This is a genomic window from Synechococcus sp. WH 8101 (assembly GCF_004209775.1).
GTDB lineage: Bacteria > Cyanobacteriota > Cyanobacteriia > PCC-6307 > Cyanobiaceae > Synechococcus_C.
Map to the genome: position 1 here is coordinate 1,556,898 of NZ_CP035914.1, position 15,781 is coordinate 1,572,678.

Below are 15,781 nucleotides of genomic sequence, written 5' to 3' on the forward strand. Positions count from 1 at the left end.
GAACTCATTCTTCCTCGGCGGGGTCCAGCGCCTGGCGCAGCTGCTCCAGACGCTTCCAGGCTCGCCCCTCCGCCAGGGCGGTGATGGCGCGATCGACACCGGATCGCAGATCCATCTCCACGCCAGCCACCCAGAGCACCAGCGCCGTGTTGAACGCCACCACATCCCGCTGCGCTTCGCTGCCCCGCCCCTGCAACAGCTCGCGCAGGATCGCCTGATTCAGCTCCAGATCTCCGCCCTTGAGGGCCGACAACGGCGCCTCCCGCAGGCCGAAATCTCCGGGCGCCAGGGTTTCGGCGCGGATCCGGCCCTCCTCCACGATGCGCACGGCATTGGGGCCGGCCAGGGAGGCTTCATCTAAACCGCCGGCGCCATGCACCACCACAGCGCGCCGTTGCCCGAGCTGCTGCAGGGCCTCCGCCATCGGATCAAGCAGATCCGCGCGGGCCACACCGAGCACCTGACCATCGGGCAGAAGGGGATTGACCAGCGGACCGAGCAGGTTGAACACGGTGCGCACGCCAAGGCTGCGCCGCAACGGCGCCAGATTGACCAGGGCCGGATGCCAGGCCGGAGCAAAGAGAAAGGTGACGCCCACGGCGGGCAGCGCCTCCACCACCTGGCGGGCGTCAGCCTGCAAGTGCAACCCCAGGCCTTCCAGAACATCGGCCGAGCCCACCCGACCACTGGCGCTGCGATTGCCGTGTTTGGCCACCACCGCGCCGCAGGCCACTGCGGTGAAAGCCACCGCAGTGGAGATATTGAAGGTGTCGGCGCCATCACCACCGGTGCCGCAGGTATCGACCAGCAGGCCCTCGGGGCGGGCGCAGGGCAGGGGACAAGCCCGGCGCAGCACCTCGGCCATGGCCGCCAGCTCTCCCCCCTGCGCCCCCCGCGCTCGCAGGGCCGCCAGGAAGGCTCCGGTCTGAACCGGGGTGAGCTCCTCCGCCAGCCAGGCCTCCATCAGCGCCGCGGCATCCGAGGGCAGAAGCTGCTCACCCTCGAGCAGGCGATCGAGCAAACGGGGCCAGGGGGCGGAGGCAGTGGCCATGGGCAGACAGAAAAAAACCCGGGTGCGAAGCACGCCGGGCCGGGTGATGGGGACTGTTCCAATATCCCTCAAAAAGCATCATCTGGCCAGAACGCCCCACTCGTTTCCGGCGGCCCCCGACGCAAACTCCGGGTCAAGCCCAACAGCTTCCTAAGTTGAAGCCTGCACCGCCGACTGCATGGCAGCCTTTCGCATTGACCTGATCGGCCGATATCTGAGGCCCCATCGCCGCACCGTCCTGTTCGGCGCTGTGGCCCTGGTGATCGTCAATGTGCTGAGCGTCACGATTCCCCTCGAAGTGCGGCGGATCATCGACGAGCTCCAAGGCGGCTTCGCGGTGAGCGATGTGCTGCGTCAGGCGGGCTGGATCGTGCTCCTGGCGAGCACCATGGCCGTGGTGCGGCTGATCTCGCGGCAGCTCGTCTTCGGCGTGGGCCGCCAGGTGGAGGTGGACCTGCGCCAGAAACTGTTTGAACGGATGCTCGAGCAGGAACCGGGCTGGGTGCAACAGACAGGCAGCGGCGAAGTGATCAGCCGGGCCACCAGCGATGTGGAGAACGTGCGACGCCTGCTTGGTTTCGCCGTGCTCAGCCTCACCAACACCGCCCTGGCCTATGCCTTCACCCTGCCGGCGATGCTGGCGATCGATCCAGGGCTGACCGTCGCGGCGATCGCCCTTTATCCGGTGATGCTCGGAGCCGTGCGTCTGTTCGGGGGGCGGATGATGCGCCAGCAGCGGCGCCAGCAGGAGGAACTGGCCGGCCTCAGCGATCTGATCCAGGAAGACCTCTCCGGCATCGCCGCCATCAAGATCTACGGACAGGAGCCTCAGGAACAGGCCGCCTTCGGGGAACGGAACCTGCGCTACAGGGATTCCGCCATCCACCTGGCGCGCACCCGCAGCACCCTGTTCCCCCTGCTCGAGGGCATCTCCTCGATTTCACTGCTGCTGCTGCTTGCCCTGGGCAGCGGCCAGCTGGAGCGGGGCAGTCTCACGATCGGCGGCCTGGTGGCCCTCATTCTTTATGTGGAGCGGCTGGTGTTCCCCACCGCCCTGCTGGGCTTCACCCTCAACACCTTCCAGACCGGTCAGGTGAGTCTGGAGCGGGTGGAGGAACTGCTGAAACGGGAGCCTCAGATCAGCGATCCGATCACACCCCAGCAACCAACAACGCCAGCGCGGGGACGGATCGAAGCCAGAAACCTCCACATCCGCTACGACGGCAGCAACCGCGACACACTCAACGGCCTCTCGTTTGTGGTGGAGCCCGGCGAGCTGGTGGCGGTGGTGGGCCCCGTGGGCTGCGGTAAAACCACCCTGGCTCGGGCCCTCGGCCGCATGGTGACTGTGCCGGAGGGGGAGCTGTTCATCGACGGTTGCGACGTGACCCAGCTGCGCCTCACAGACCTTCGTAGCCTCATCGCCCTGGTGCCCCAGGAGGGGTATCTGTTCACGAGCACCCTGGCGGACAACCTGCGCTACGGCGAACCATCCGCCCCCCTGGAAGCGGTGGAGGCGGCGGCAGCGGAAGCGCGCCTGCTGGATGACGTGCGCGGCTTTCCGGATGGCTTCGACACCCTGGTGGGTGAACGGGGGATCACCCTGAGCGGCGGCCAGCGGCAGCGCACCGCCCTGGGGCGGGCCCTGATCATGTCGTCTCCGGTGCTTGTGCTCGACGATGCCCTGGCCAGTGTTGACAACAACACGGCGGCGGCAATCCTGGCGTCGGTGCGCGCCCAGCGGCAGCGCACGATTCTGATGATCAGCCATCAACTCTCCGCCGCTGCAGCCTGCGATCGGATCCTGGTGATCGAAGACGGTCAGCTGGTGCAGCAAGGTCATCACAGCGTGTTGGTGGAGGAGGACGGCGCCTATCGACGCCTCTGGGAGCGGGAACAGGCTGCGGAACGTCTCGAAGCGGTGGCCTGACGGCCCGGGCGCGGCTTAGCTGGAGAAGACCCATGGCCTGCCGCCCATGACGCCCGGCACCCCGTTCGCGGTGCGCTGCACCCTCACCTTCGGCGACATCTATCTCCAGATCCTGGCCTGGATGGCGGTGATCTTCGTGAGCCTGGCCGCCGGCCTCGGCTTGATGGGAGCCAGCCGGCCCATCTTCGCCCTGGTGGGCGTGGGCCTGATCCTGGTGCTCAGCCTGCCGTTTCTGCTCTTCGCCTTTGTCACCACCCTGCTGAACCACATTCAGCTGGAGCCGGTGCAGGGTTCCTAGGGTCGAGCGATCTGCCCTCCCCTCCATGCTTCCTTCCTGGTTGACCGGACAGCCGGCGGCGGCCGATGCCGGCGCCGCTGATCGCCATGCGGTGTTGAAGACACCGCTGCATGCGGCCTTGATGGACGACCAGGAAGAAGCCCTGTTCGGTTGCGGTTGCTTCTGGGGCGCAGAAAAGGGGTTCTGGCGCCTCCCGGGCGTGGTGACCACCACGGTGGGGTACGCCGGCGGCAACAGTCCATCGCCCAGCTATCAACAGGTGTGCAGCGGTCGCACCGGCCACGCCGAGATCGTGCGCGTGGTGTGGAGCACGCCAGCGATCGATTTCAGCGATCTGCTCAAGCTCTTCTGGGAATGCCACGACCCAACCCAGGGGGATCGCCAGGGGAACGACCGCGGCAGCCAATACCGCTCGGCAATTTTCACCACCACAGCGCACCAGCTGGAGCTGGCCCAGGCCAGCAAGGAGGCCTATCAGCAGGCCCTGAGCGAGCAGGGGCTGGGCCACATCACCACCGACATCCGCCCAGATCAGACCTACTACCCCGCGGAGACGTATCACCAGCAATACCTGGCCAAACCGGGCAGCCGCCCCTACTGCTCGGCCATGCCCACCGGCGTGCCTCTCAAAGACTTCCCGGGTGCGGCCTACAAACTGCCCGCCCGGGTGTGGAGCCACTACGACTGGTCGATCGACCACTGTGTGCTGCGGGGTGAGAACGCTCCGATCCAGCTGGCCTGATGAAATCCCCCTGGCCCGATTGGATGGTGTTGCTCACCCTCGCCCTCACCCTGGCGCTGGTGTTCGGCCTGGTGTTCAGCCAGCGGCCTTCCGGCACCAAGGAGCCGCCGCTGCTGTGGCGCACGCCAGCAGGCCAGGAGAGCTCCGGTTCCCTGCAGATCTGACCACCAACGGGAACGGGGCGGGAACTTTGCTGGCAAGGTACGCCTTGGCCATGCAGGATCGCCGATCGTGACCTCCCCTCCCGATCCTCATCAGCGACGCCAACTCCACCCGCTGCCGAAGGGGCTGGTGGAGCTCTACGGCTTGATCGCCGTGCTCGTGGTGCTGATCCCGGAATGGCTCGCCGATGGAACGATCAGCCTGGGCAACGGCCGCAGCGGCTCCAGCCTGCCGCTGAAGTCCCGCGCCTGGCGCACCCTGCCGGAGCTTCAACTCGCCTCGATGTCGCTGGCTGAGCTGCGTCAGCTGGCGCGCCAGCTGCGCCTGTGGGGCTATAGCAGCGACAACCGCACCGGGCTCACCGCACGGCTGCTGAAGCGCATCCAACGCCGGACTCAAAGCGGAAGCCGAGGGGGGAATGCCTTGTGATAACTTGCATCTGACGGGGCGTAGCGCAGCTTGGTAGCGCACCACTTTGGGGTAGTGGGGGTCGTGGGTTCAAATCCCGCCGCTCCGATTTCTTTCCATCGTCACCCCAGCTAAAAGCCCCTCCATGGAGGGGCTTTTTTTATTGCTGGAGGGTCAACGCCGGGGCAGATGGCTGATCACCAGATGACGCTGATCATCGATCTTCAACCAGCCTTCATCCCGCAACAAACCGATCACCCGAGTCACGGTCACCCGGGTGGTGCTGAGGGCACTGGCCATCTCCTGATGGGTGAGGCGCAGATTGAGGCGCAGACCGTCCTCACACACCTGGCCGTAATCCTGAGCGAGCAATTCAAGAAACCCGCGCACCCGCTCCTCAACCCGACGTAACCCCAGCAGCGACAACAGGTATTCAGCCTGGCGGTAGCGCACGGCAATCGCCTCCAACATCGCCGTGGCCAGCGCGGGTGACTGCTCCACCTCAGCCATCGTTAAACAGAGCAGATCGCAGTCGGTGAGCGTGACGGCTTCATAGGCCTCCACCGTGCTCAGGGGCTCACCAAAGGGCTCATTGGGGCCAGCGAGACCCAGCAGCAGCTCATCGCCATGCACCGACACAGCGCCGAGCTTCACCATGCCGCGCACCACCAACCAAAGGTTGTTTTTCAGGAGGGGCACCACGCTGCCGGCCGAGAGATGCACCAGATTGCGTTTCTGATAATTCGCCTCGAGCAGATCTCGGAAGCCGTCTCGACGGCGAGCACTGTCGCGGGAGGGAACGGCAACCATGGCAGGTGTCTGTCAGTACGTTCTAACTGTATGGAGCACAACATGCCCTGCAGGCAAAGAGCAGGAAGTGAGGCTATTAAGAGTGGCCTAAGTGGCTGCTAACAACCAAGAAAAAAGGGGTCCTAGCGGACCCCTCCTCAACAAATCTCGCGTCACCACAGCGGTGATGCGATAGAGAGCGGCGATCAGTTGCCGATCTTGTTCACAGCAGCGCGGGCCTTGCTGAGGATTCCGCCCTTGAGGGGAACGAAGCCCATGTCATCGGCCTGACTCTGAGCCTTATCGCTCAGCATGAAGTTGAAGGTCTTCTTGATCGCGTTGGTGTTTTTGCCGTTGCCGGTCTTATAGGCCAGCACCCAGGTGAGGGTGGCGATGGGATAGGCACCCTTGGCGGTGGGGTTGGGGTTGGAGCCGGCCAGGTTGGCATCGAGCTTGATGCCGTTCAGAGCCTTGGCACCGGAGGAGAAGCTGGGCTTCACGTACTCACCAGACTTGTTCTGGAGAGCAGCGGCCTTGACGTTGCCCTTGATGTAGGACTGGTTCACATAGCCGATGGCGCCCACTTTGCTCTGGATGACGCCGGCCACACCGGAGTTGCCCTTGGCACCCACAGCGTTCTTACCGGGCCACTTCACGGACTTACCGGCGCCGAGGGTCCACTCAGGAGAGAAGGCAGCCAGAGAAGCGGTGAACGCCTTGGTGGTGCCGGAACCATCAGAACGGTGCACCCAGGTGATCGGGCCAGCGGCGCAGCCGACCTGCTTCCAGTCGGTGATTTTGCCCATGGCGACCTGAACGGCCTGCTTCTGGGTGAGCTTCAGGTTGCAGCCGGGCTTGTTGTAACCGAAGGCAATCGTGCCACCCACCATGGGGATCTGCACCACACCGCGCTTCACCTTGGCCATGTCGGCGGCCTTCATCGGGTCATCAGAGGCACCGAAGTTGACGGTCTGGTCAATGAAAGCCTTGCGGCCGGAGCCGGAGCCCACGGCCTGATAGTTCACCTGGGGGCCACCGGATTTGGCCAGTTCAGCGAACCAACGCTGATAAATCTTGGCGGGGAAGGAAGCTCCGGCACCGTTGAGACGATCGGCAGCGGAAGCGGAAACACCGGCTCCAAGAGCGAGCACGGAGGAGAACAGAAGAGCCTTCTTGGCGAAGCTCATGGGAAGCCATAGGGAAATCGGCGTCCTATGAGTAGCCAAATGAAAGCGAATTGGTCGTTAGGGGAAGGTTAAGGAGCGATCCGATTAGCGGCCTGCGAAGCGGCAGTTGCGCCTTTTTTATTCACGCTTCCCCCATGGATCTGTTTGCTGCGATACCAAAGCGCGATCCTGCAACCGCGTCGCCACGGCATAACGCTGCAACCAGCGATTGACCCGCGGTCGTTGTGCCGGAGGCACCTCCTCCAACAGCTGCGACAGCTCCAGGGCACCGAGGCGCTTCAGTTCACGCACATCCACATGCCAGAGCGCTTCCGCCTCCCGGATCAGCCGGGCCCAGGTGCGCACCTGCTGCCAATGACGCAGGCGACTGCAGGGTGAAGGTGGGACTTGAACAACCATGCCTTCAGGCTGCTCGAGGCACAGCGATCCAGCGCAAACCATCGGTGTCCTTTCGGACTGCTGAAGCAAATCCTGTCGCGCACCCGCTTCAGGAGGCCAGGGGCTCGGAGGTCTCCAGTGCCACCACCGGGAAATCCAGCGCCTGGGCTTCCCGAGCACTGAGGCGGCGGGTCCAGGCCCCGGCCACCGGATCGTTCCAGCGGAATCCCGCCTCCCGGGCCAGATGGCGCTGCTCAAACGACACCTGGGCGCGCATCAGCAGCCTCGGTTCCAGCCCGAGCCGAATCAGGGTCTCCAGATCATCGCGGCGTTTGAACACCTCCGCGATGTACACGCAGTCGGCGAGGGCGCGGTGTACGGCCCAGACTGGAATGCCGTGGGCCAGAGCGAGATCGCGCACCGAAGGCCGGGGGCGCAGCTGCAGCTCGGCGGGCCAGCGAATGTCGTCCATGGTGCAGAGCCAGGCGGCCCGGGCCGCGGGCAGATGGCCCCGACCGAACCACTGGCGATCAAAGGCTGCGTGATGGGCCACGAGCAGATCCGCCGTATCCATCAGGGCCTGGAGATAGCGCAGCCCATCGCGCCAGGGCTGGGGACAGCGGGTGGCGCTGGCGGCGATGTGATTAATCGCCTGGGCGGGATTGTGGTCAACCGGCAGCAGAAACGACTGCTGCACCAACACCTCCCGCTCCGGCACATCAAACAAAATGGCTCCCACCTCCAGGCATTGATCCTGCTCGGGGTCGAGACCGCTGGTCTCCGTGTCGAGGATCAAGAGGGTGCGCGGATCAGCCGTGCAGGGACCATCGTCGGAAGCTGCTGGCTCTGGCTCCGCAGCAGGGATCGGCTCCACAGGCATCGCTTCAGAGAAGCCCGAGAGCAGATTCAATTGCGATGCGCCAGCCCCGCTCTCCATCCCTTCAGCCTCGACTCCCCCCATTCTCCAATCGCTCGCCAGCGCCCCCTAGGGTGCGAGGCCGATCCGTGCATCCCCCATGGCCCTTGGCGTCGGCGATTCAGCCCCAACCATCCAACTGGAGGATCAGAACGGTGTACTGCGGGACAGCAGTGCCCTCAAGGGCTGTTGTCTGGTGCTGTTTTTCTATCCCAAGGACGAAACACCGGGATGCACCGCCGAGGCCTGCGGGTTCCGGGACAACTACAGCGAGCTTCAGGCCCAGGGCGCGGAGGTCTGGGGGGTGAGCGGGGATGACATCGTCAGTCATCGGCGGTTCGCCGAGCGGCATCAGCTGCCCTTTCCCTTGTTGAGCGATCGCGACCAGAGCCTGCGCCGCGCCTTCGGCGTACCCAAAACCCTGGGCCTGCTGCCATCGCGGGTCACCTACGTGATCGATGGATCCGGCACGATTCGGCATGTGTTCAACAACCTGCTCGATGGCCCCGCCCATGTGAAAGAGGCGCTAAGAATCCTTCAGGGCCTTCAGGGCAAGGCATGAGCCGCTGGCGACGATCTGGGGAATGCTGGTGTCTCTGGCCCGCCCAACCCCGCGCTCTGATCGACTTCATCGGTGGCAGCTACCTAGCGGCGACGCCCCAGATCAGTTATCGGCGCTTGCTGGAAGGGCTGGCGCAGCAGGGATGGGCGATTCACGCCTGGAGCTACGTGCCGGCCTTCGACCACCAGCTGCAGGCCAGACAGGCCTGGGATGCCTTCCGGAGCTGCCGCAACAACCTGATCCAGCGGATGGGTGATCTACCCCAATCGCTCCGGGTCGGCCACAGCCTCGGCTGCAAACTGCATCTGCTGGCTCCGGATGGCGGTCGCAACAGCAGCGGTCTTGCCGCCCTCAGCTTCAACAACTTCGCGGCCGATCGCTCGATCCCCCTGCTCGGCAACCTGGCACCGAGCCTGGGGGTGAGCACGGAGTTCAGCCCGAGCCCGGAGGAAACCCTGCGCCTGATCGCACGCCACTACCTGCCAGCCCGCAACCTGGTGGTGCGCTTCGGCAACGACAGCCTCGATCAAAGCGCGGCGCTGCTCGCCTGCCTCCAGAGCCGTCCCGGCGACCAGAGCACCTGGCTGCAGATGGAGGGGGATCACTTGACGCCCGCCAGTGCCGGGCTGCGTCAGGGCCTGCTGGGCGACTGGGCCGATGATCCCAAACGCAGTCGCAGGCTGCGGCAACTGACTGAAGCCCTGGTGGCCTGGGCGCGCTGAAGCCCCCAGGCGAGCTGACTCGCAGGTGATCAGGCCCGCAGGCGATCCAGCACGGAGCGATCCTCCAGGGTGCTGGTGTCGCCGCTCACCTCCTGACCGGCCGCAAGCGAGCGGAGGATGCGACGCATGATTTTGCCGCTGCGGGTCTTGGGCAGGGCATCGCTGCAGCGGATCTCATCGGGCTTAGCGATCGGACCGATCTCCTGGCCCACATGGGCACGCAACTCAGCCACCAACGCTTCGCTGGGGTCGCGATCGGCCTCCAAAGTGACGAAGGCGACGATGCCCTCCCCCTTGAGCGGATCGGGACGCCCGACCACCGCCGCTTCAGCAACGGCAGGGTGGCTGACGAGCGCTGACTCGATCTCCATGGTGCCGAGACGGTGGCCGGAGACATTGATCACGTCATCGACCCGTCCCATCACCCAGAAATAACCATCGGCATCGCGGCGGGCGCCATCACCGGCGAAGTAGATGCAGGAGCCATCGGCGGGGCGGATGTGCTCCCAGTAGCTCTCCCGGAAGCGCTGGGGGTTGCCGTGCACGGTGCGCATCATCCCGGGCCAGGGGCGACGCACCACCAGGTAGCCGCCTTCATCAGCTCCGACACTGCGGCCCTCAGCATCCACCACATCGGCAGCAATCCCTGGCAATGGCAGGGTGGCGGAGCCGGGCTTGGTGGGGGTGGCGCCTGGCAACGGGCTGATCATCACGCCACCGGTTTCGGTCTGCCACCAGGTGTCCACGATCGGGCAGCGGTTGCCACCGATCACCTCGCGATACCACATCCAGGCCTCGGGGTTGATCGGCTCACCGACCGTGCCGAGCAGGCGCAGGCTGCTCATGTCGTATTGATCGGGCACGGCGCGACCGCTCTTCATGAAGGCGCGGATCGCCGTGGGGGCCGTGTAGAAGATCGTGACGCCGTGCTTCTGGATCAGCTCCCAGAAGGCACCGGGTTTGCTGGGGCGCGGAGCCCCCTCATACATGACGGTGGTGGCCCCGTTGGAGAGGGGGCCATAAACGATGTAGCTGTGGCCGGTAATCCAGCCCACATCGGCGGTGCACCAGTAGATGTCGTCGTCCTTGATGTCGAAGATCCACTGGAAGGTGAGATGGGCCCAGAGGTTGTAACCGGCGGTGGTGTGCACCACCCCCTTGGGTTTGCCGGTGGAACCGGAGGTGTAGAGCACGAACAAACGATCTTCGCTGGCCATCGGCTCCGCCGGGCACTCGGGGCTCTGGCCCTCCACCAGCTCGTGCCACCAGTGATCGCGACCCTCCACCATCACCACCGGTTGCTCGGTGCGCCGCACCACCAGAACTGACGACACGCTGGGGCAGGCGCCGTCTTCAAGGGCCGCATCGACGGCAGGCTTGAGCGAGACGGGCTTGTCTTTGCGGAAACCGCCATCAGCGGTGATCACCGCCTTCGCCTCCCCATCAATGAGGCGATCGCGCAGGGCCTCGGCAGAGAAACCGCCGAACACTACCGAGTGGGGGGCACCGATGCGGGCGCAGGCCAGCATGGCGATCGCCGCCTCCGGCACCATCGGCATGTAGAGCGCCACCAGATCCCCCTTGCCGATACCCATGGCCTTCAGGGCATTGGCGGCCTTGCACACCTCGGCATGGAGCTCCCGGTAGCTGAACCGACGCACATCGCCCGGTTCGCCCTCCCAGATCAGGGCCGTTTTCTCCGCTGTGGGCCCCGCAAGATGGCGATCCAGGCAGTTGTAGGAGAGGTTGGTGGTGCCGCCTTCGAACCAACGAGCGAAGGGAGGATCCCGCCAATCGAGCACGGTGTGAAAGGGCTCGAACCAATGCAGTTCCCGCCGGGCTGCCTCACCCCAGAAGCGATCGGGATCCGCCGACGCCGCCTCGGCCATGGCGCGATACGCCTCCAGGCTGCCGATCCGGGCCCCAGCCGCCAGCGCTGCCGGGGGCTCGAACACCCGCTGCTCATGCAGCACCGACTCGATCGTGGTGGAGGGATCGGAAGCCATCAACAGAGATCAACGGAGCATTGGCCGCATTCAAGCCAGTCGGAGCCACCTGACAGGGCGGGGTGACACGCTTGTTCAAATGCATCCGATCCCGCGGACCATGCCCGCCCCAGCCGCCTGCCTGTTTGATCTGGACGGCCTGCTGCTCGACACAGAGCCCTTGCATGGCCAGGCCTGGACCAGGGCGGCGGCCCATTTCGGCGGCCAGCTCAGCCCAAGCCAACGGCTTCAGCTGCGGGGACGGCGTCGCCAGGACTGCGCCGCCCAGGTGGCCACCTGGCTCCTGGCCGCAAACGCCATCCCGGTGAGCAGCGATGACCTGCTCGCGGTGCAGCAACCGATCTCCCGGCAGTTGCTCGCGGCTGCGCCAGCGATGCCTGGGGCACAAGCATTGGTGCGCTGCTGCGCCGAGCTGTCGATTCCGATGGCGCTGGTCACCAGCAGTGCCAAGGAAGCGGTGCAACGCAAAAGTGCGTCCCATCCCTGGCTGAAGCAGATTCAGACACGGGTACTGGGGGATGACCCGGAGCTGGCGCAGGGAAAGCCTGCCGCTGACCCCTTCCGGCTGGCCGCAGCCCGACTCGGCGTTGATCCGGCGGCCTGCTGGGCCCTGGAAGACTCCCTCGCCGGTGCAACGGCAGCCCTAGCGGCGGGGTGCCGCGTGTGGATTCTCGAGAGCGACGCCGAAGGGGATGGCATCGCCCTCGACCAGTTGCCCGAGGGGACTTGGACCCTGATTCAGCGGCTGGACCAAGTGCAAGGGGAACTGCGACTGCTCGCGGGGGCCTGAGGCAAGGCCACCAACCAATCAGTAGAGACGGCCGAGCACGAAGTCGGGCAGATCGAGCAGAGCACGCCGACTGGGCGACTCGGGCAACCAGACCAGGGCTTCCCGCGCTTCGCGGGCGAAGGTTTCAGCCAGCTCCCGGGTGCGCGGAATGGCGCGGGAGGCGCGCACGAGCTCCAGAGCCTGATCAAGATCTCCGTCACCACTGAATTCCCGCTCGATCAGACCGGCCAGGGTGGGCTGCTCTTCCAGGGCATACAAAGCGGGAGCGGTGAGATAGCCACTGGCCAAGTCGCTGGCGGCGGGTTTGCCGAGCTGCTGATCGCTGCCGGTGAAATCAAGGATGTCATCCACCACCTGGAAGGCGAGGCCGAGCTGACGACCGTAGTGATAAAGAGCCTGCAGGTGATCCGGGCTCTCACCACTCAAAACACCAGCAGCCTTGGCGCTGTTGGCAATGAGTGATGCCGTTTTGCAGTAGCTCTTTTCGAGATAGGTCGCGAAGGTTTGGCCGGTGTCGTAACGGAACAGGCCCTGCTTCACCTCCCCATCCGCCAGATCCATGATCACCCGGCTGAGCAGTTTCACCACCTCGAGGTCATCCAGGTTGGCGAGGTGCCAGCTGGCCTGGGCGAAGAGGAAATCCCCAGCCAACACCGCCACTCGATGGTTGAAACGGCTGTGGACCGTGGCCACACCCCGGCGGGTGGCCGCCTCATCCACCACGTCGTCGTGCACTAACGAGGCGGTGTGAATCATCTCCGTGATCTCCGCCAGCCGACGATGGCGCGCCGTCAGGTCGCCGCTGGGGGAAAGGGCACGGGAAATCAGCAGGACGATGCCCGGACGCAACCGCTTGCCACCGGCACTGAAGAGATGTTCAGCCGCTGCCTGCAGGATCGGATGACCGGCACCGATCAGACTGCGCAGATCGCTCAGGAGCGCTTCGAGATCCTGCTCAACCGGCTGCAGCAACTCTGTAACGGTGCTCATGACTCCCCTCGGCGCTGCGATCCTAGGGGCAGCGAGCCGATGAACGCTGAAGGCTCAGCGCAGCTCCACCAGCTCCACGAGCGGCCGCTCCCCCAGCCAGGGAGTGGCCCGACAGGCAAAGCCTTCGGGATCGGCGGTGACACACAGGCGGGTTGAGCTGAGGGAAAGGGGTTGGTCCGGTCGGCCCTCCTGGGGTGTGCCGAGCAGGGCATCGAGCTGGCGCGCCACCCCTTCCGCCGGATCGATCAGCCGCACATCGGGTGGGAGCAGGCTCTGCAGCAACGGTTGCAGCAAGGGGTAGTGGGTGCAGCCCAGGATCACCGATTGCACCGACGCCTCCAGCAGGGGAGTGAGATACAGCTGGGCGATCTGACGCAGGGCCGGGCTGCTGAGATCACCGGCTTCGATCCGGGGCACGAACTCCGGGCAGGCCTGCTGCACCACCAGCGAACCGGGATGGAGCGCCTCGATGCTTTCCCGATAGGCACCGGAGGCCACCGTGGCCGGCGTGGCCAGCACCCCGACGCGGGACTCCCGCACCAGGGCCGCCGCCGCACCGATCAGGCCCACCACCGGCACCCCCGCCTGGCCCTCCGCCACATCTCGGGCAAGGGCATTGGTGGTGTTGCAGGCCATCACCACGGTGGACACCTGCTGGGAACGCAGCCAGGCCACCACCTCCGCGGCGATCGAGCGGATCTCGGAGGGCGAGCGACTGCCGTAGGGCACCCGGGCGGTGTCGCCGAGATACACGCAGGGCACCGGTCCGTGGCGATGCAACACGCTGCGCAGCACGGTGAGGCCACCGACGCCGCTGTCGAACAATCCAAGACAAACGCTCACCGCACCCCCTGGAGGTACTCGAGGATGCCGGCAGCGATGGCGAGCGCCAGGCGACGGCGATGACCCGCATTCGCCAGCCGGGGCGCATCGATCTCCCCGGTGACAAAACCGGTTTCCACCAGCGCCGAGGGCATGGTGGTGCGGCGGATCACAAAGAAGCGACCGCGACGCACGCCACGATCGGGACTGCCCGGCGAGACATTGAGCACCTGCTGCTGAATGCGCGAGGCCAGGCGAGCCGAGCGGGGGTCGGAGAAATAGAAGGTCTCGATCCCGTTCACCTCCGGGCGCGACATGCTGATCGCATTGGCGTGAATGCTCACGAAGGCGGTGGCACCGATGCGGTTGGCGATCGCCACACGGGGCGGCAAGTCAACATCCACATCCGCCGTGCGCGTCATCGTGACTTGCACCCCCTTGGCCTCCAGCAGCTGGGCCACCTGCAGGGAAATATCGAGCACCACATCGGTTTCGCGCAGCCCGCCGATTCCCACCGCTCCGGGATCCGGGCCACCATGGCCGGGATCGATCACAACCCGATACCGACCCCGCGGCACATCGGGCAGGCCGGAGGCATTGATCGGCGTGCGCGTGGGGGTGATGCGCACCCCAGGCGACCAGCCCCCGGAGCGGGCGGTGAGGTCGCCCTCTCCCATCGCCCGCAGTCCCCGCGTCGGCAGATCGGGGAAGACCAGTTTCCAGCGGTCGGCGGCCGTGCCCACCAGCTTCAGGCGGCCGGGATCAAGATCAACGCCAGGCTGGAACTCGAGCACAAGCCGGGTGGTGCCCGGGGTGGGCTTGCCGAGTCGCACCTCCCGCAAGGCCCCACTGCCAGCCAGGCTGCGCGCCCGACTCAGCTCGCCGGGAAAATCAATCCACACCCGCGGGCCCTGCCGACGATCACCGGCTTCAAAAAAAGCTTCCAGGCGGGCACCGGTGGCGGTGCGCAGTTCGAGCACACCCTCGCGATTGAACGACCAGGCAGCCAGGGCGCTGGCCGCTCGCGCCGGCAGGGCCAGCAGCAAAGCGGACAGCTGCACAAGCGCCAGGCTCGCCAGCGCCAAGGGACGGGGACGGACCGGGCGCATGGGCTCAGAACAGCGCAGGCCGGCGATGTTCAAGGCTGGGCATCTGGCCGCGGATCCGCTTCAGATGGTCGGGATCGATGGGGGCGATGGCAGCACCGGGCGCAACGCCGGCATCGGCGAGCACCGTGCCCCAGGGGTCGATCACCATGGCGTGACCATGGGTCTGACGCCGGCCGTAGTGCAGCCCCGTCTGGGCCGGAGCCAACACGTAGGCCGTGTTCTCGATCGCCCGGGCCTGCAGCAGCACCTGCCAGTGATCCTTCCCGGTGAAGGCAGTGAAGGCGGCTGGGATCATCAACACCTCGGCTCCATCACCGACGAGATGGCGGTAGAGCTCAGGGAAGCGCAGGTCGTAGCAAATGGACACCCCCACTCGGCAGAGACCGGGGATGGTGACGACCGGCGGATGGTTGTGCCCCGGACTGAAGCTGGCGGATTCCCGGTACGTACTGCCGTCTGGCAGGTCCACATCGAAGAGGTGGATCTTGTCGTAGCGCGCCAGCAGCTGGCCATCACGGCCCACCAGCTGGGCCCGTTGATAGGTGTGCTGTCCGTCGCCGACCGGCACAGGAAAACCGCCACCGAGGATGGCCAGCTGGTAGCGGCAGGCCATGGTGACCAGGAAGCGCTCGCACTGCTCCGAGAGGGCGGAGGCCAGTTCGAGGCGGCGCGCATCGTCGCCCATGAAGGCGAAATTCTCCGGCAGGCCCACCAGCTCGGCACCGCGTCGGGCCGCCAGTTCGATCTGTTCTTCCGCCGCCGCGAAGTTGGCCTCTGGATCAGAGCCGCTCGTGAGTTGCACAGCCGCCGCCAGGAAGTCGCTCACGGAAGGTCGAGAAAGGCTCTGATCGTAAGGGGATCCCCCTGGGCGGCAATCTGAAGACCGCGCGGATGACACCGAAGCCGATGACACCGGAGA

The 15,781-nt window shown here is 65.7% G+C and carries 18 protein-coding genes and 1 tRNA gene; 9 read left to right on the forward strand and 10 right to left on the reverse strand.

The features are described from left to right. Positions 1 to 4: 4 nt before the first annotated feature. Positions 5 to 1,051 carry an anthranilate phosphoribosyltransferase gene (gene trpD, locus SynWH8101_RS08175; RefSeq protein ID WP_130129340.1) on the reverse strand — a complete coding sequence of 349 codons (1,047 nt, stop codon included), beginning with the start codon at positions 1,049 to 1,051 and terminating at the stop codon, positions 5 to 7. 178 nt (positions 1,052 to 1,229) lie between these two features. Between trpD and SynWH8101_RS08180 the strand changes: the two genes are divergently transcribed. From SynWH8101_RS08180 to SynWH8101_RS08200, 6 genes are all read left to right on the forward strand, one after another. Beyond that, entirely contained in the window at positions 1,230 to 2,981 is a 1,752-nt protein-coding gene (locus tag SynWH8101_RS08180) for an ABC transporter ATP-binding protein (protein ID WP_130129341.1), read from the forward strand. A gap of 46 nt (positions 2,982 to 3,027) precedes the next feature. Next, positions 3,028 to 3,279 carry a hypothetical protein gene (locus tag SynWH8101_RS08185; protein ID WP_130129342.1) on the forward strand — a complete coding sequence of 84 codons (252 nt, stop codon included), beginning with the start codon at positions 3,028 to 3,030 and terminating at the stop codon, positions 3,277 to 3,279. A 25-nt stretch (positions 3,280 to 3,304) separates the two neighbouring features. Then, positions 3,305 to 4,021, forward strand: coding sequence for a peptide-methionine (S)-S-oxide reductase MsrA (gene msrA, locus SynWH8101_RS08190; protein WP_130129343.1), 717 nt, complete (start codon positions 3,305 to 3,307; stop codon positions 4,019 to 4,021). Then, positions 4,021 to 4,185 (forward strand): hypothetical protein, encoded by a 165-nt coding sequence (locus SynWH8101_RS14105; RefSeq protein WP_165380957.1) that lies wholly within the window; start codon positions 4,021 to 4,023, stop codon positions 4,183 to 4,185. The genes msrA and SynWH8101_RS14105 overlap by 1 nt, the downstream gene beginning before the upstream one ends. A 67-nt stretch (positions 4,186 to 4,252) precedes the next feature. Next, on the forward strand, positions 4,253 to 4,612 hold the full coding sequence (locus SynWH8101_RS08195) for a hypothetical protein (protein ID WP_130129344.1): 360 nt from the start codon (positions 4,253 to 4,255) through the stop codon (positions 4,610 to 4,612). Between the two features lie 14 nt (positions 4,613 to 4,626). Further along, a tRNA-Pro gene (locus SynWH8101_RS08200) sits at positions 4,627 to 4,700 on the forward strand. Between the two features lie 65 nt (positions 4,701 to 4,765). Here the strand turns inward: SynWH8101_RS08200 and SynWH8101_RS08205 are convergent. From SynWH8101_RS08205 to SynWH8101_RS08220, 4 genes are all read right to left on the reverse strand, one after another. Next, positions 4,766 to 5,401: a Crp/Fnr family transcriptional regulator gene (locus SynWH8101_RS08205; protein ID WP_007102239.1), complete on the reverse strand. Its 636-nt coding sequence runs from the start codon at positions 5,399 to 5,401 to the stop codon at positions 4,766 to 4,768. Positions 5,402 to 5,586: 185 nt separating this feature from the next. Continuing rightward, on the reverse strand, positions 5,587 to 6,567 hold the full coding sequence (gene pstS / locus SynWH8101_RS08210) for a phosphate ABC transporter substrate-binding protein PstS (RefSeq protein ID WP_130129345.1): 981 nt from the start codon (positions 6,565 to 6,567) through the stop codon (positions 5,587 to 5,589). A 117-nt stretch (positions 6,568 to 6,684) separates the two neighbouring features. Beyond that, positions 6,685 to 6,966: a hypothetical protein gene (locus tag SynWH8101_RS08215; RefSeq protein ID WP_130129346.1), complete on the reverse strand. Its 282-nt coding sequence runs from the start codon at positions 6,964 to 6,966 to the stop codon at positions 6,685 to 6,687. An 88-nt stretch (positions 6,967 to 7,054) separates the two neighbouring features. Continuing rightward, positions 7,055 to 7,882: a 3'-5' exonuclease gene (locus SynWH8101_RS08220; protein WP_165380958.1), complete on the reverse strand. Its 828-nt coding sequence runs from the start codon at positions 7,880 to 7,882 to the stop codon at positions 7,055 to 7,057. A 79-nt stretch (positions 7,883 to 7,961) separates the two neighbouring features. Here SynWH8101_RS08220 and SynWH8101_RS08225 point away from each other — a divergent pair, with 79 nt between their 5' ends. Both SynWH8101_RS08225 and SynWH8101_RS08230 read left to right on the forward strand, forming a co-directional pair. Beyond that, positions 7,962 to 8,423 (forward strand): peroxiredoxin, encoded by a 462-nt coding sequence (locus tag SynWH8101_RS08225; RefSeq protein WP_130129347.1) that lies wholly within the window; start codon positions 7,962 to 7,964, stop codon positions 8,421 to 8,423. Beyond that, positions 8,420 to 9,145, forward strand: coding sequence for a DUF1350 family protein (locus SynWH8101_RS08230; protein ID WP_130129348.1), 726 nt, complete (start codon positions 8,420 to 8,422; stop codon positions 9,143 to 9,145). The genes SynWH8101_RS08225 and SynWH8101_RS08230 overlap by 4 nt, the downstream gene beginning before the upstream one ends. 29 nt (positions 9,146 to 9,174) lie before the next feature. Here SynWH8101_RS08230 and acs read toward each other — a convergent pair whose 3' ends face one another. Next, positions 9,175 to 11,151 carry an acetate--CoA ligase gene (gene acs / locus SynWH8101_RS08235; protein ID WP_130129349.1) on the reverse strand — a complete coding sequence of 659 codons (1,977 nt, stop codon included), beginning with the start codon at positions 11,149 to 11,151 and terminating at the stop codon, positions 9,175 to 9,177. Between the two features lie 100 nt (positions 11,152 to 11,251). On the opposite strand from acs, the gene SynWH8101_RS08240 reads away from it, so the two are divergent. Further along, complete coding sequence (locus SynWH8101_RS08240; RefSeq protein ID WP_130129350.1) at positions 11,252 to 11,941, forward strand: HAD family phosphatase; 690 nt, start codon at positions 11,252 to 11,254, stop codon at positions 11,939 to 11,941. An 18-nt stretch (positions 11,942 to 11,959) separates the two neighbouring features. Here SynWH8101_RS08240 and sds read toward each other — a convergent pair whose 3' ends face one another. Genes sds through SynWH8101_RS08260 form a run of 4 tightly spaced genes read right to left on the reverse strand, consistent with a single transcriptional unit; the run spans position 11,960 to position 15,688 of the window. After that, a complete protein-coding gene (gene sds, locus SynWH8101_RS08245; RefSeq protein ID WP_130129351.1) occupies positions 11,960 to 12,931 on the reverse strand; it encodes a solanesyl diphosphate synthase in 972 nt (323 codons plus the stop codon). A 54-nt stretch (positions 12,932 to 12,985) separates the two neighbouring features. Then, the gene (gene murI / locus SynWH8101_RS08250; protein ID WP_130129352.1) at positions 12,986 to 13,774 is read right to left on the reverse strand and encodes a glutamate racemase; all 789 of its coding nucleotides are present in this window, start codon (positions 13,772 to 13,774) and stop codon (positions 12,986 to 12,988) included. Next, positions 13,771 to 14,862 carry an N-acetylmuramoyl-L-alanine amidase gene (locus SynWH8101_RS08255; RefSeq protein ID WP_130129353.1) on the reverse strand — a complete coding sequence of 364 codons (1,092 nt, stop codon included), beginning with the start codon at positions 14,860 to 14,862 and terminating at the stop codon, positions 13,771 to 13,773. Before SynWH8101_RS08255 ends, murI begins: the two co-directional genes overlap by 4 nt. A 4-nt stretch (positions 14,863 to 14,866) precedes the next feature. Then, on the reverse strand, positions 14,867 to 15,688 hold the full coding sequence (locus SynWH8101_RS08260) for a carbon-nitrogen hydrolase family protein (protein ID WP_130129354.1): 822 nt from the start codon (positions 15,686 to 15,688) through the stop codon (positions 14,867 to 14,869). Positions 15,689 to 15,781: the final 93 nt, after the last annotated feature.